Consider the following 13,154-nt stretch of genomic DNA (forward strand, 5'->3'; position numbering starts at 1 on the left):
GATGAATGACAATCACACTGGAGGATCGCGCGCGGCGGCGGGCGGCGCCTGACGCGCGGGCATAGTGGTCGCGGGCTGAAACGCCTGAACGAGCCTCGCCCGTGGCGACGGCGCCGGGGGCGGGTCCGGCGACACCGCCGCGGCCATCATCGCCAGCGCCATGTCAGGGCACACATGTGCCCGTCCGTCAGGCCGGCCATCCGCGCCGACGCTGATGACGATCCCTTCGCCGGTGCACAGGATCATCTGTCCACCGATCTTAACCGTGCCGCGCGCCGCACCCAGCCCGATGCCGGTCAACATGAGGCCAAGGATCAGGCAAATTCTCAACGCCGGGTTCATGCGTGACAGAATGGCGCAGTCACCGTGTTTCTTCCAGAAGCCATTCTGTCGCATCCGGTGTGGTCGCAACAAGGTGCCAGGTGATCACCGGCAGGTCATAGGGATGCATGTCCCGGATCAGCGTGATCAGCGCGTCGCGCCGCCCCTCATGGGTCTTGAAGATCAACCGTATCTCTGTTTCGTCCTCGATCGCACCCTGCCAGTGGAACAGGCTAACGATCTCTGGCTGGATCTGCGCGCAAGCCGCCAGCCGCCTTTGCAGCGCCGCGCGGGCGATGTCTTTCGCCACCGCGGAGTCGGGACAGGTCGTTTCAAGATGCAGCATTCGTTCACCCCCTTGATGCCATCCATAAAGGCCAGAACAGAAGGACGACAAGAGGTCAGGACATACGCGAAAGCCCCGCCGAAGCGGGGCAGACCTAGGCGTCAATTCGCAAGGATCAGGCCTGAAGTTCGGCCGGGCCTTCTTTCTTGGCGATCTCGCGCTTGATCTTCAGCGCGCGGGCCGACAGATCGGTGTCTTTCGACTTGGCCAGAAACTCGTCCAGGCCGCCACGGTGATCGACCGAGCGTAGCGCGGAAGCCGAGATGCGCAACGAATAGCTGCGACCCATCTTTTCCGAGGTCAGCGTCACGTCATTCAGGTTCGGCAGGAACCGGCGACGGGTCCTGTTGTTGGCGTGGCTGACATTGTTACCGGTCATCGGGCCTTTGCCGGTCAGTTCGCAGACGCGCGACATGGTGTTTATCCTTCGTCTCAACTTGGCGGGCGTCCCCTGCAGACGGGTCCGACCCAATGTGAAAGGGCGCCGCGTCGCAGCGCCCGAAAATCCGTTCGCGGGTGATTACAGCGCGCGACGATCCGCGTCAACCGGGAATTGCCGCAAATCAGGGGGTCGGAGGCCCTCCAGACGCCTGCCACAGGTCAGGCATAGCGACGTTCGGCCTCGATCAGTTTCTCCTTGCGCCACAATCCACCAGCATACCCCGTCATGCTGCCATCCGCGCCGATGACGCGATGACACGGCACGACCAGCGCGATTCGGTTCGTCGCATTGGCGCGTGCCACGGCGCGTGTCGCGGACGGCTGTGCGATCTGCTCTGCAAGTTGGCCATAGCTTCGGGTCTGACCGGCCGGAATATCCTGCAGGGCGCGCCACACCTGACGCTGAAACTCCGTCCCGTGCAAATGAACGGGGATCGAGAAACGCGAAAGATCGCCTGAGAAATAGGCGCGAAGCTGACCCTCGACCTGGTCTATCACCGCGCTGCGCCCCAGACCCACGCGCCCGCCAACAAGGCCAGACAGCTTTCGCAGCCCTTCCGGCAACGCCTTGCGGTCGATGAACTCCAACAGATGCAGCGCCTCATCGTCTGCGATCGCGATCATGCCGCCAAGTGGCGTGTCGATCCAGTCGGCACGAAGATCGCCGCCGCCCCGCATTCGATGCGGCGGGTGGCCGAACAGTCGGGCGAACGCGGTCCGAAACCCGCTGGCCGAATCAAACCCCGCGTCAAGCTGTGCCTCGATCATCGCCGCCCCCTTTGTCAGTGTCCGCATTCCGTGCCGCAGCCGCGCCGCCCGCGCCATCTGCAGAAAGCTTTGTCCGAAATGCCTTTGAAACGCCCGTCGCACCGTAGACGGATCCAGCCCGATGCCGATCAGATCGGCCTCGGACCAGCGGCGGCCGGGATCATCCTTCAGATCCGCCATCAGTCGCATGACAAGCGCCTCTCCCTCCGCGGTCGCCCCGATAGGACGGCAGCGCAGGCAGGGGCGAAATCCCGCCGCGCGCGCCTGTGTCGCGTCTGCGAACCAGCGACAGTTCTCGGGGCGGGGCTTGCGCGCCGGGCAGGTCAGGCGGCAAAAAATGCCGGTTGTCGTCACGCCGACAAGCGCGCGTCCCTCATAGGCCGGATCACGCGCAAGCAGCGCGTCGTAAAGCGTATCGGGCGGCGGCAAATCAAGCATGGCGGAATCCTTGTTCATGCCCTTTTCTAGCCGATTCGCTGCCAGGATGGGGCGCGAAATCGGGCGTCTAATCCACCCGACGCGACAAGTCTTCCAGCATTCGCGATGCCGCCTCGCCCGGTGCCATCTCGCCCGCTGCCACTGCGTCGCCCAGCCTGCCAAGCCGTGCCTTCGCATCAGCCTCGTCCAGCCGTGCCAGCAATCCGGCGCGCAGTTCGGCCATGAACCAGTGACGCGCCTGCGCGGCGCGGTTGCCGTCGAAATGCCCATGTTCGCGCCGCCAATCGGTCAGCGTCGTCATGTCGTCCCACGCGCTTTCCAGACCGTGTCCGGTCGCAGCCGACACCGCCACGGCCTTGGGAAACCCGTCCGGATCCTGAGGTCGCTTGCGCAGCAGGCGCAGGGCCCCGGCATAATCGGCCACGGTGCGGCGCGCGGTCGGCAACAGGACGCCATCGGCCTTGTTCACAAGGATCAGGTCGGCCATTTCCATGATGCCGCGCTTGACGCCCTGCAATTCGTCGCCCCCGGCTGGTGCCAGCAGCAACACGAACAGATCCGACATCTCGGCGACCAGCGTTTCGGACTGCCCGACCCCGACGGTCTCGATCAGCACCACGTCGAACCCTGCCGCCTCGCACAGCCGGATCGCCTCGCGCGTGCGCCGCGCGACGCCGCCAAGCTGGGCGTTGGACGGGGTCGGCCGGATGAAGGCGGCAGGATTGCGCGACAACGTCTCCATCCGGGTCTTGTCACCCAGGATCGAACCGCCCGAGCGGGTCGAGGACGGATCGACAGCCAGCACCGCGACCCGCAGGCCGCGTTCGGTCAACATGGTTCCGAACGCCTCGATAAAGGTCGACTTGCCGACGCCAGGCGTACCCGACAGCCCGATCCGCAACGCCTGACGATCAGGCAGCGCGGACAACAAGGCGATGGCCCGTTCGCGATGATCGGGTCGCGTCGATTCGATCAGGGTGATCGCGCGGGACAACGCGCGCCGGTCACCCCTGATCAGCGGTTCAAGCAATTCGTCCATGCGTCCCCAACGGAAACGAAGACCGGATGTCTCCGTATCATCGTGGATATTTGCATGGCGGCGAAATGCCAAGCCTTACGGATGTGCACGCAGATAGGCGATCACGGCGTCGATGTCCTCGGTCTTCTTCAGCCCCGCGAACGCCATCTTGTTCTTGGGAAGAAAGCCCTTGGGGTCGGCCAGATAGCCATGCAGCGTCTCGTCGTCCCAGACCATGCCGCCCTCAGCCGCTTCCTGCATGGCCGCCGAATACTTGTAGTCATCGACGGCGCCCACCTGACGATCGACGACGCCGTTCAGCATCGGGCCGACGCGGTTCTTCGCGCCTTCGCCGACCTGGTGGCAGGCCTTGCATTTCTTGAACACGTTTTCGCCCGCCGCGACCAGTTCCGGGTCGGGTTCGGTCGCCGCCGCCTGTTCGTCGCCTTCGCCTGCCGCAGCGTCGGCGGTTTCGCCCCCGGCAGCAGCTTCGGTCGCCTGCTCGGCAGAGGCGTCCTCGACCGGGGCGTTATCCGCCGGCGGATCTTCCGAGTTCTCCTGGACCGATTCTTCGCCGCCATCGCCGTCATCCGGATCGTTGGGCGTCACATCCAGAACCGAGGCATGCATGGTGATCTCGACGCTGTCCTTGCAGTTTTCCATGCAGGGTTCGCCGCTGAATTCGGGGTATTCCGTTTCTTCGCGGTCATCGACGATGAAGCCATCCGCGTTGGGCATCGCGACATCCAGGAAATTGTCCCGGGACAGCACGAAGTCATCCTCGACCAGATAGTTCGAATAAAGGATATAGGCGGTGATCGCATAGGTGTCGTCGGGGGTCAGGATCTGCGCCTGCCCGAAGGGCATCGAGCGGTGGACATAATCCCAGACGGTCGAAAGATGCGGCCAGTAGCTGCCCACCGTCTTAACCGGATCCTTTCGATCCAGCGTGTCCTCGCCGCCTGCCAGCTTGGGCCAGTTTCCCAGCCCCTCGGCAAAGTCGCCATGGCACGCGGCGCAATGTTCAAGGTATTTTTCCTCGCCGGTCATGACATCGCCCGACCCTTCGGGCAAACCGCGCCCGTCGGGCATGATCTTGACATCCCATGCGGCGATTTCTTCGGGCAGGGCCTCGCGGCCAAGTCCAAGCCGACCTGCATCATCCTGTGCCAGCGCCGGACCGGACGTTATCACGCCAAGCGCCACGGCCTTAAGAAACTTCGACATTTTCCGCGCTCCCGTCTTGCTTGATCCACCAGGTCTGAATGGCATTGTTGTGATAGACCGAGTTCTCGCCGCGGATCGCTCGCAGCGCCGACTTGGTCGGCTGCACATAGCCTGTGTCGTCCATCGCGCGCGACTGCAGCAGCATCTCTTCGCCCTGCCAGTCGTGATCCAGCCAGAACCGCGTCATCTGCATCGGCTGCCCCGGCGCGGCCAGCCGGGCCGTCTTCCAGGTCTTGCCGCCATCGACCGACACATCGACGCGCGTGATCGCACCCCTGCCCGACCAGGCCAGCCCGGTGATCACCAGCGGCCCGTTGCCATGCCGGATCGGCACCTGCGGGCTGGGTGCGGTGACGACCGACTTCGCATCCATCACCCAGGTCCACTTGCGGCTGGTTCCATCGGCCAGAGTGTCAGTGTATTTGCTGGTCTCTTCGCGGCTTTCCACCGGCCCGTCCGTCACCTCGATGCGACGCAGCCACTTGACCCACAGGTTGCCTTCCCAGCCGGGCACGACCAGCCGCGCAGGATAGCCATGTTCCTTGCGAAGCGCCTCGCCGTTCGCCTTGAAGGCCACCATGCAATCGTCCAGCGCCTTCTCGATCGGGATCGAACGGCCGTTCGAGCTGGCATCGGCCCCCTCGACATAGATCCATTTCCCTTCGGGCTTGACGCCGGCCTCATCCAACAGAGTCTTCAGTGGGATGCCGACATATTCCATGTTGTGGATCATGCCGTGAGTGAACTGCGAACCGTTCAACTGCGCGCCAGCCCATTCCATGCCGGTATTGGCCGCACATTCGCAGAAATAGACACCCGAGTGCCGCGGGAAACGCTCCAGATCCTCATAGGTGAAGACCAGCGGGCGATCGACAAGCCCGTTGACCATCAGCCGGTAATCGGGCTTGGCCAGTTCAATTGCCCCGGAATGGTGACGCTCGAACGCGCAGCCGGCCGGGGTGATCGTGCCGTCCAGCGCGTGGATCGGCGTGAAATTGATCGAGCTGATCGGATCGGCGGTCAGCCATGGCACGTTGCGGCGCACCACATCGGATTCGAAGCGGATCGGCAGGCCATAAGGCGTCTCATCGACGCCCTCGCCGGTATAGCGGGCCCAGTCCTGAACTTCGGTGATCAGCGGATCGGGTCCGCCTTGCGCGCGGGCAGACAGGGCGGCGGCAGGCAATGCGACACCAGCCGCCAGCCCCGCCCGCAGAATGCCGCGGCGGCTGGTCGTGACAGATTTTCCGGCCATGTGAGTGGGTCCTTCCTCAGTCTCCCGTGACGGTGATAGAGTTGTTGGGCGCGGTTGCGACCGTGCCCTGCTTGCGGATGTAGTCCTCGACCACATCCCAGATCTGCGGCCCCTCGGTGCCTTCGTTGACCGAGGCCCAACCGGCGATCACATAGTTCCGGGCCGGATCGATCGGCGCATTTTCCTTAAGCAGCATCATGTTGCTGATCCGGTTTCCGATCTCGGCATAGGGGTCGATTGTGTAGCCCAGCCCACCCACGCGAACCATGTCGCCGCCCTGCTGGTAATAGGGGTCTTCGTTGAAGATATTGTCGGCCACGTCTTCCATGACCGTTTTCAGCATCTCGCCCGACATCTCGGTGCGATAACATTCGCCATAGGTCATCGACGTGACCGAATGGATGTCCTCGCGCGTGATGTCGCCCGGCAGGACTGACGCCCCCCAGCGGACACCGGGCGACAAGGCGATCTCGGCGTCTCGTTCGGACAGCATGGCATCGCAGATCAGGTCGTCCCAGCTGCCGTTGAAATTGCCGCGCCGATACAGCAACCCTTCCGACTTGCCGATCACCTCAGCCAGATCGGCCTCGTAGGGGGCGCGGATCTCGTCGATCAGACCAGCCATCTCGGCATCAGGTTCGATCACGTCCGAAAAGATCGGGATCAGCTTGTGGCGGAAACCCATCATCTTGCCACCCTGCACGTCCAGATCGACCCGGCTGACGAATTTGCCATGGCTGCCGCTGGCGATGATGATCGTTTCGCCGACCAGCACGGGTTCGGGAACCGCGTCGTGGGTATGGCCGGACAGGATCACGTCGATTCCCTTCACGCGGCCAGCCATCTTGTGATCCACGTCAAAGCCGTTATGCGACAGGCAGACGACCAGATCGACACCCTCTGCGCGCAGATCGTCCACCACCTGCTGCATCCGTTCCTCGCGGATGCCGAAGCTGTATTCGGGGAACATCCAGCTTGGATTAGCGATCGGCAGATAAGGGAAGGCCTGACCGACAACGCCCACGCGCAGGCCGTTGGTCTCGAAGATCTTCGAGGGTTCGAAGGCCGGCTCGTCCCACTCGACGTCGAAGATATTCGCGCCCAGCAGTGGCTGATCCATCATCTCGATCAGCTCCTGCACGCGTTCGGTGCCGAAGGTGAATTCCCAGTGCGCGGTCATCGCCTGCGAACCCAGCAGGTTCATCACCCGCACCATATCCTCGCCGCGGGTCTGCAGGCTGGTATAGCTGCCATGCCAGGTGTCGCCGCCGTCCAGCAGCAGCGAATTCGGACGGGCCGCGCGGATCGCCTTGACCACGGTCGCGATGCGGTCGAAGCCGCCCATCCGGCCATAGGTCCTGGCCAGATCGGCGAAATCGGGCCAGGTCATCGCGTAGGCGTCGGGGCTGCCGGGCTGGATGCCGTACATCTTCTGGAACGCCTCGCCCACCACATGCGGCACCCTGCCCTTGGCCTCTCCGACCCCGATATTGGTGTCCGGTTCGCGGAAGAAGACGGGCTTCAGATGCGCGTGACTGTCGGTGATGTGGATCAGGGTCAGATTGCCGAAGTCGTCGAACTGCAGCAGCTGGTCCTGCGTCAGCGCCTGCTGTGCAAAGGCCCGAGGCAGGTTGCCGAACCCCAGACCCGCAAGCGCGGCCGAGCTGGCAAGACCAAGCTGCAACATTTCGCGGCGAGAGATCATCGGCATTCTCCGTAAATATTCATATACGTGCAGTCGTTAAGGCGGAAAAACCCGCGCGACCGATCGGACGCGCGGGCATGGTTCAGTGGCGGACGCTGACACCCTCGACCGGCAGGCCGTTGCCACGCGACGCGACATACAGTTCCAGCGCGCGGAATTCATCACTGCCGATCGGAAAGGTTTCGGCACGGGTATCGCGAATGCAGCCCCGGAAACGGTTATGCTGCGAGACCAGACCGGCGTCCTTCAAACGATAGACGGGAAAGCCGTTGGTCTGACCCTGGCTCAGGTGGTCCGCACGGATCCAGTCGCCATAGTGATCCTCGTGGCAGTTCGAACATGCCAGTTCAAGCTGCCCATACCGGGTGTAATACATCTCTTTGCCCTGTTCCCAGAAGGGCTGGGCGGCGCCGTCGATTGCGACGTCCATCGGCATGCCGCGCGACTGCATCGAGATCAGGGCGGTCAGGTTCTTCATCCTGTCACCGTTCCAATCCAAAGCTTCAGCCTGCATGCGGGACGTGCGGCAGTCGTTGACATAATCCTCGACCGACCACAGCGCACCGTCCTTGTTGACCTTGGGTGTGGTCGCACGAACGCCTTTCATCGACTCGGACACATCCTCGTGGCAGGAGGCGCAGCTCTTGCCGGCCTCGCCCTCGACCATGTTCCATTCGTCCATGCCCTGATCAACGAAGATCATGCCGGGATTTTCGAAATCATCCGTCTGCATGGTCTGCGTGTCAGGGTCCCGGAACAGCCAGCCCGAATAGATCTCGTCCAGCGCCCCGTCCAGGTGTTCGGGGGCGGGTGCGGCGGTCTGCAATTCGACCTCGCCCCCGTTGATGACGATCGGATCGGTCGATTCCGGGGCCGTCTCGGCCAGCGCCGGCAGGGCCAAGGCGCAGGCCATCGCGGCCAGTGCAGCCCTGCGAAACGGGATTGTCATGTTCTCTCCTCCCTTGGTTGGCACCCGGCCGATCATTGTTCGCCGGCCGGGGCGACCTTGCCTGGGGTTTCGTCCCGTTTCCTCAGGACACCTCGACCGAATGCTTGTCCTCGTAGACCGAGCCGTCGTCGTCGTACCAGGTAAAGACGAACTCGCCCGATTCCGGCACCTTGGCCTCGAACTCGAAATACGGGTTGGTGCTGATCGCCGGGTCCATCGCCACATCCAGGACATCGGTGCCGTTGAAGGTCACATGGAACCGGTTGATGATCGAACGCGGGATGACATTGCCATCCTTGTCCTTGCGCTGACCCGATTCCATGGGATGCGAAATCAGCGTCTTGATCTGGATCACCTCATCCTTCGAGGCGGTCTTCGGGACGCGTACGCGGGGTTTGACGTTGTCTGCCATATCTTGTTTCTCCTTCCCGCTCAGCCGCCGCAGCCGCCGATGGTGACCTTCACATTCGATGATGTGCGGACGAACGACCCGTCGGCCAGTTTCGCGACGGCCACGACATCCTGCGTCTCTGCAAGGCGAATCCGGGTCGAGGCCATATGGGCGCCAGCCAGTTCACCGAACTTGAAGGTTGCCACGGGTGGCGTCGGGTTGCCCGGCGCAAGGACCAGGATCTCCGAGGCACCCTCGGCCTCGACGCTGATCGGCACCGTGTTGCCATTCTCGGCGATCTCGGGCGCGGTCAGGGTGACGCCATCGCCCTCGGCGACCTCGGCCCCACCAGTAAATTCGGCAATCAGTTCGTCGGCCGTTTTCTCGGCCGCGCCGTCCTGCGCCATCGCGGTCAGGGGCAACGAGGCAAGCGCCGCCGCCCCAGCACCCACGACCAGAACTTCTCGTCTGTCGATCTTCATTGCTGCAATCACTCCTTCAGCGTCGCGATATAGGCGACGACGTCTTCGATCTGCTGCGCGTTCAGCAACGGCGGCAGCGGCTCGGTCCCGGCCTTCCCGGTGAACGCGTCGCCGGGCCGGACATAGCCAGCGGTCTTGTACATGCTGGGCATCATCGATTCGGGGAAGGTGCGCTTGGCGTCCGCCACGATGCCGCGCAACTGCTCGACCGACCAGCGATCACCGGCACCATCCAGCGACGGGCCTATGTTGCCCTGGAATTCGGCATCGGTCCGGGCGCTGATCGCGTGGCAGGCAACGCAGTTCCCGGTGCCCTTGTCGGCATAGATCTTTGCGCCTTCTTCGGGATTGCCTGCGGTCTCGGACAAGGGCTCAGCAATTGCACCGATATCGTCATAGGCTACATCCTGCGGCGCGGTCTCGGCGGCAAGGGGCATGGCCGACGCCATCGCCACAAGTGCCGCCGCTGCCGTAAACGCGGCATGGCGTGGCATGAGTTTCCTCCCTCTCGTCTTCTCCCTGTTGCGACAAAGGTAAGGGGCATCGCGCACACAATGCAACATAAAATTCGCATTTGACTATATGACTTTTCGCAACGCATCCGGTAAGCTGCTGAAACTGCGGTGCGTTCGCGCGCCACCCCCTGCAACGCTTGCCAGAACCGGGCCAAGCGCCTAAGTCTTGTGGATCGTCTTTGAAGGAATTTCGCCCATGCGGCGCCCCGCCTTATGTCTGGCAATCGCCTGTGCCGCGCTGCTTTCGTTGCCCGCGGCGGTTTCCGTGACGGCTGTCGCACATGCGGCCCAGATCTCGCGCGACAGCGTCGACTGGCAAGCCGCCCCGGTGCGGCTGCTGATGGTCGAGGCCAAGGGCTGCATCTATTGCGCCGCCTGGAACCGCGAGATCGGCCCAGGTTACCCCAAATCAGCCGAGGGAAAGGCCGCGCCCTTGCTGGTCACGGATATCGACGGTCCGTGGCCCGATGGTGTCGTTTTGGACCGACGCCCCACCATCACCCCGACCTTCATCCTGCTGCAGAATGGCGACGAGGTCGCGCGGCTTGAAGGATATCCGGGCGATCAGTTCTTCTACCCGCTGATCGACGATATGCTGTCAAAGGCGGGCCTGCAGGCCGCAGACATGAGGGAAGACGGATGACACGTTCCGCACAAGACATGATGATCGGCAAGCAATCCCCCGCCGTCCCGCTGCCTATGGACGAGAACTGCGGCAACCTTGCCCCGGCCGACATGATCGAACGGGCGACCGAGGCCGCCGCCTTCATGAAGGCGTTGGCCCACGAGGGCCGCATGATGATCCTGTGTCATTTGTCCGCAGGCGAAAAGACCGTGACCGAACTGGAACGGCTGCTTGGCCAGCGTCAGGCCGCCGTCAGCCAGCAGTTGGCACGCCTGCGCGCCGAAGGGCTGGTCAGTTGCCGCCGTGACGGCAAGGCGCGGCTTTACTCCGTTTCAGATCCTCGCGCCGAAGAGGTGGTCGGCCTGATGTACCGGCTGTTCTGCGCGGGCTGAGACGACCGCGCCGAATGCTGCGAGCGCAGGTGATCCACCACATCGGGACCGGTTATTTCATCCGATAGCTTTTCGCCGGGCTTTCGCCCCGCGTGCGCTTGGGCTAGGCAGCGATCAAGCAATTCCAGCCAAGACGGTAAACGCCATGCATGATATCCGTGCCATCCGTGAAAATCCCCAAGCCTTCGACAACGCGCTGACCCGGCGCGGCGGCGTGGCGATGTCGGCGCAGGTGTTGGCACTGGACGCCGACAGGCGGGCAAAGATCGCCGCTGCGGAAACAGCACAGGCCGAACAGAACCGTGCCAGCAAAGAGGTCGGTGCCGCCAAAGCCAGCGGGAACGAGGCGGAGTTTCAGCGCCTGCGTCAGCTGATGGCCGACAAGAAGGCAGACATGGCCAAGATGCAGGCCGAGGCCGCACTGCTGGACGGGCGGCTGCGTGATTTGTTGATGGGCATTCCCAACCTGCCGCTGGACAGCGTTCCGGATGGTGCCGATGAAGATGACAATGTCGAACTGAGGCGCTGGGGCGCCCCGCGCAATTTCGATTTCGACCCGGTCGAGCATTTCGAGATTGCTGGCGTTCGGCCCGGCATGGACTTTGAAACCGCCGCAAAGCTGTCGGGCAGCCGCTTCGTCCTGCTGAAGGGCGCAGTGGCGCGTCTGCACCGCGCGCTGGCGCAGTTCATGCTGGACCTGCACGTCACCCGCCACGGGCTGGAAGAAACCTGGACTCCGGTTCTGGTGCTGGAAGAGATGATGGTCGGGACCGGACAGCTACCGAAATTCGGCGAGGACAGCTATCAGACCCGCGACGGATACTGGCTGATCCCCACCGCCGAGGTGACGCTGACAAACACCGTGCATGGCGATCTGGTCGATCAGACGACCTTGCCCCGCAGGATGGTCGCGCACAGCCAGTGTTTCCGCTCCGAGGCCGGCAGCGCCGGGCGCGACACGACGGGGATGCTGCGCCAGCACCAGTTCGAGAAGGTCGAGATGGTGTCGATCACCGATGCCGAAAACGGACTTTCGGAACACGCGCGGATGACCGGTTGTGCCGAGGCGATCCTCGAGGCGCTGGACCTGCCCTACCGCACCATCGCCCTGTGCACCGGTGACATGGGATTCGGTGCACGGATCACCCACGATATCGAGGTGTGGCTGCCCGGCCAGAACAGGTATCGCGAGATCAGCAGCGTCAGCTATTGCGGTGATTTTCAGGCGCGCCGCATGAATGCGCGGTATCGCCCCGAAGGTGGCGGCAAGCCGGAATTCGTTCATACGCTGAATGGCTCGGGGCTGGCGGTCGGCCGCGCCCTGATCGCCGTGCTGGAGAACGGCCAGCAGGCAGACGGATCGGTGAGCTTGCCAGCGGCGCTGCTTCCCTATCTGGGCGGCGCGACGGTTCTTTCCGCGGACGGTGTCTTGTCCTGACGCCTTGTCGGCCCGGCCTCGGCGACGAAGGCATCCGAAACCCAAGGCGACCGCGCTGCGTTGGCCTGTATGTCTCGCGTTGGCCATATCACGCATGTCCTGATTGCCACTGGCTTTGTCGCCAGTGGCCTGGCGGTCGTGATGCATTCGCGTGGCCTGCCACGGCTGGAGGAAACCTACGGTTCGGGCGGTGCGCTGTCGTCGCTGTCACCCGACCTCGCAGGGCGAACCTCCTCGGACCTGATCCAGCACCTCTATCTGCGTCCGGAAAATCCCGTGATGTGGGCACTGCTGTTCGTCCTGTTTCTGCTGGTTCTGCTGGACGCAGGCGGGGAAGTCATTGAATCGCCTGCAAAGAAGCGGCGTGGCGGACATGGCGTTTGTCCGGCACTGGCCTTGGCGCTGATCGGGGGTGCATTGTGGCCCTGGCTTGACGGCCAGGAACCACTGATAGCCGCCGTTTGCGCCATCCTTACCGCGATCAGCGCGACTGTCGCATCCGTCCGCGCATCGAACCAGCACCGGCCCGCGATCGGATTTCTGGCCGGATGGAGCACCGGTCTGGCCGCCGCATCGCTGGCTGCCGTCATCGCAGAGCAAGCAAGCCTGGGGGTAAGCCAGACCGCGATTGTCGCCATACTGCCGGCGGCGATCATCGGCATGGCGGTCCAGCACAGGCTGGGACGCAGTTTCAGCTATTCCGTCGCGCTGATCTGGGCGTTCTGCGGACTTGCCGCGACCACGATGGGAACCGCGCCGATGGCGGCGCTGGCGGCGATCCTTGGAATTACCGCCATGACCGCCGCGCTGATCCGCGCCGCAAGCTGAGCCAGCGAATAGGCG

At 63.5% G+C, this 13,154-nt stretch carries 16 protein-coding genes; 4 read left to right on the plus strand and 12 right to left on the minus strand.

What is annotated here, in order from left to right; translation table 11 throughout:
• Positions 1-12: 12 nt before the first annotated feature.
• From MU516_RS12255 to soxX, 12 genes are all read right to left on the minus strand, one after another.
• The gene (locus tag MU516_RS12255) at positions 13-330 is read right to left on the minus strand and encodes a hypothetical protein (protein WP_260277488.1); all 318 of its coding nucleotides are present in this window, start codon (positions 328-330) and stop codon (positions 13-15) included.
• A 31-nt stretch (positions 331-361) separates the two neighbouring features.
• The gene (cutA, locus tag MU516_RS12260; protein WP_260277489.1) at positions 362-667 is read right to left on the minus strand and encodes a divalent-cation tolerance protein CutA; all 306 of its coding nucleotides are present in this window, start codon (positions 665-667) and stop codon (positions 362-364) included.
• A gap of 115 nt (positions 668-782) precedes the next feature.
• On the minus strand, positions 783-1,082 hold the full coding sequence (rpmB, locus tag MU516_RS12265; RefSeq protein ID WP_260277490.1) for a 50S ribosomal protein L28: 300 nt from the start codon (positions 1,080-1,082) through the stop codon (positions 783-785).
• Positions 1,083-1,267: 185 nt separating this feature from the next.
• Positions 1,268-2,314: a bifunctional transcriptional activator/DNA repair enzyme AdaA gene (locus MU516_RS12270; RefSeq protein ID WP_260277491.1), complete on the minus strand. Its 1,047-nt coding sequence runs from the start codon at positions 2,312-2,314 to the stop codon at positions 1,268-1,270.
• A gap of 67 nt (positions 2,315-2,381) precedes the next feature.
• Entirely contained in the window at positions 2,382-3,353 is a 972-nt protein-coding gene (gene meaB, locus MU516_RS12275) for a methylmalonyl Co-A mutase-associated GTPase MeaB (RefSeq protein ID WP_260277493.1), read from the minus strand.
• A gap of 75 nt (positions 3,354-3,428) precedes the next feature.
• Positions 3,429-4,559 (minus strand): c-type cytochrome, encoded by a 1,131-nt coding sequence (locus MU516_RS12280; RefSeq protein WP_260277494.1) that lies wholly within the window; start codon positions 4,557-4,559, stop codon positions 3,429-3,431.
• Positions 4,543-5,814 (minus strand): sulfite dehydrogenase, encoded by a 1,272-nt coding sequence (gene soxC / locus MU516_RS12285; RefSeq protein ID WP_260277495.1) that lies wholly within the window; start codon positions 5,812-5,814, stop codon positions 4,543-4,545. Before soxC ends, MU516_RS12280 begins: the two co-directional genes overlap by 17 nt.
• A 16-nt stretch (positions 5,815-5,830) precedes the next feature.
• Positions 5,831-7,519, minus strand: coding sequence for a thiosulfohydrolase SoxB (gene soxB, locus MU516_RS12290; protein ID WP_260277496.1), 1,689 nt, complete (start codon positions 7,517-7,519; stop codon positions 5,831-5,833).
• An 82-nt stretch (positions 7,520-7,601) separates the two neighbouring features.
• The gene (soxA, locus tag MU516_RS12295; RefSeq protein ID WP_260277497.1) at positions 7,602-8,468 is read right to left on the minus strand and encodes a sulfur oxidation c-type cytochrome SoxA; all 867 of its coding nucleotides are present in this window, start codon (positions 8,466-8,468) and stop codon (positions 7,602-7,604) included.
• 82 nt (positions 8,469-8,550) lie between these two features.
• Positions 8,551-8,880 (minus strand): thiosulfate oxidation carrier complex protein SoxZ, encoded by a 330-nt coding sequence (gene soxZ / locus MU516_RS12300; protein ID WP_260277498.1) that lies wholly within the window; start codon positions 8,878-8,880, stop codon positions 8,551-8,553.
• A gap of 20 nt (positions 8,881-8,900) precedes the next feature.
• Positions 8,901-9,341 carry a thiosulfate oxidation carrier protein SoxY gene (gene soxY, locus MU516_RS12305; RefSeq protein WP_209055772.1) on the minus strand — a complete coding sequence of 147 codons (441 nt, stop codon included), beginning with the start codon at positions 9,339-9,341 and terminating at the stop codon, positions 8,901-8,903.
• 8 nt (positions 9,342-9,349) lie between these two features.
• On the minus strand, positions 9,350-9,835 hold the full coding sequence (soxX, locus tag MU516_RS12310) for a sulfur oxidation c-type cytochrome SoxX (protein WP_425606852.1): 486 nt from the start codon (positions 9,833-9,835) through the stop codon (positions 9,350-9,352).
• A 217-nt stretch (positions 9,836-10,052) separates the two neighbouring features.
• Between soxX and MU516_RS12315 the strand changes: the two genes are divergently transcribed.
• The 4 genes from MU516_RS12315 (at position 10,053) to MU516_RS12330 (ending at position 13,139) form a co-directional block, all read left to right on the plus strand.
• Positions 10,053-10,499, plus strand: a complete 447-nt coding sequence (locus tag MU516_RS12315) for a thioredoxin domain-containing protein (protein WP_260277499.1) — start codon at positions 10,053-10,055, stop codon at positions 10,497-10,499.
• Positions 10,496-10,873: an ArsR/SmtB family transcription factor gene (locus tag MU516_RS12320; protein ID WP_425606853.1), complete on the plus strand. Its 378-nt coding sequence runs from the start codon at positions 10,496-10,498 to the stop codon at positions 10,871-10,873. The genes MU516_RS12315 and MU516_RS12320 overlap by 4 nt, the downstream gene beginning before the upstream one ends.
• Before the next feature lie 145 nt (positions 10,874-11,018).
• Positions 11,019-12,311: a serine--tRNA ligase gene (gene serS / locus MU516_RS12325; RefSeq protein WP_260277500.1), complete on the plus strand. Its 1,293-nt coding sequence runs from the start codon at positions 11,019-11,021 to the stop codon at positions 12,309-12,311.
• A 69-nt stretch (positions 12,312-12,380) separates the two neighbouring features.
• The gene (locus tag MU516_RS12330) at positions 12,381-13,139 is read left to right on the plus strand and encodes a hypothetical protein (RefSeq protein WP_260277501.1); all 759 of its coding nucleotides are present in this window, start codon (positions 12,381-12,383) and stop codon (positions 13,137-13,139) included.
• Positions 13,140-13,154 lie beyond the last annotated feature (15 nt).

Source organism: Paracoccus maritimus (genome assembly GCF_025195095.1).
Lineage (GTDB): Bacteria > Pseudomonadota > Alphaproteobacteria > Rhodobacterales > Rhodobacteraceae > Paracoccus > Paracoccus maritimus.

Bases quoted from the DNA above. Each gene is read 5' to 3' on its own strand.
- cutA (WP_260277489.1), bottom strand. From the start codon at position 667: ATGCTGCATCTTGAAACGACCTGTCCCGACTCCGCGGTGGCGAAAGAC.
- rpmB (WP_260277490.1), bottom strand. From the start codon at position 1,082: ATGTCGCGCGTCTGCGAACTGACCGGCAAAGGCCCGATGACCGGTAAC.
- MU516_RS12270 (WP_260277491.1), bottom strand. From the start codon at position 2,314: ATGCTTGATTTGCCGCCGCCCGATACGCTTTACGACGCGCTGCTTGCG.
- meaB (WP_260277493.1), bottom strand. From the start codon at position 3,353: ATGGACGAATTGCTTGAACCGCTGATCAGGGGTGACCGGCGCGCGTTG.
- MU516_RS12280 (WP_260277494.1), bottom strand. From the start codon at position 4,559: ATGTCGAAGTTTCTTAAGGCCGTGGCGCTTGGCGTGATAACGTCCGGT.
- soxC (WP_260277495.1), bottom strand. From the start codon at position 5,814: ATGGCCGGAAAATCTGTCACGACCAGCCGCCGCGGCATTCTGCGGGCG.
- soxB (WP_260277496.1), bottom strand. From the start codon at position 7,519: ATGATCTCTCGCCGCGAAATGTTGCAGCTTGGTCTTGCCAGCTCGGCC.
- soxA (WP_260277497.1), bottom strand. From the start codon at position 8,468: ATGACAATCCCGTTTCGCAGGGCTGCACTGGCCGCGATGGCCTGCGCC.
- soxZ (WP_260277498.1), bottom strand. From the start codon at position 8,880: ATGGCAGACAACGTCAAACCCCGCGTACGCGTCCCGAAGACCGCCTCG.
- soxY (WP_209055772.1), bottom strand. From the start codon at position 9,341: ATGAAGATCGACAGACGAGAAGTTCTGGTCGTGGGTGCTGGGGCGGCG.
- soxX (WP_425606852.1), bottom strand. From the start codon at position 9,835: ATGCCACGCCATGCCGCGTTTACGGCAGCGGCGGCACTTGTGGCGATG.
- MU516_RS12315 (WP_260277499.1), top strand. From the start codon at position 10,053: ATGCGGCGCCCCGCCTTATGTCTGGCAATCGCCTGTGCCGCGCTGCTT.
- MU516_RS12320 (WP_425606853.1), top strand. From the start codon at position 10,496: ATGACACGTTCCGCACAAGACATGATGATCGGCAAGCAATCCCCCGCC.
- serS (WP_260277500.1), top strand. From the start codon at position 11,019: ATGCATGATATCCGTGCCATCCGTGAAAATCCCCAAGCCTTCGACAAC.
- MU516_RS12330 (WP_260277501.1), top strand. From the start codon at position 12,381: ATGTCTCGCGTTGGCCATATCACGCATGTCCTGATTGCCACTGGCTTT.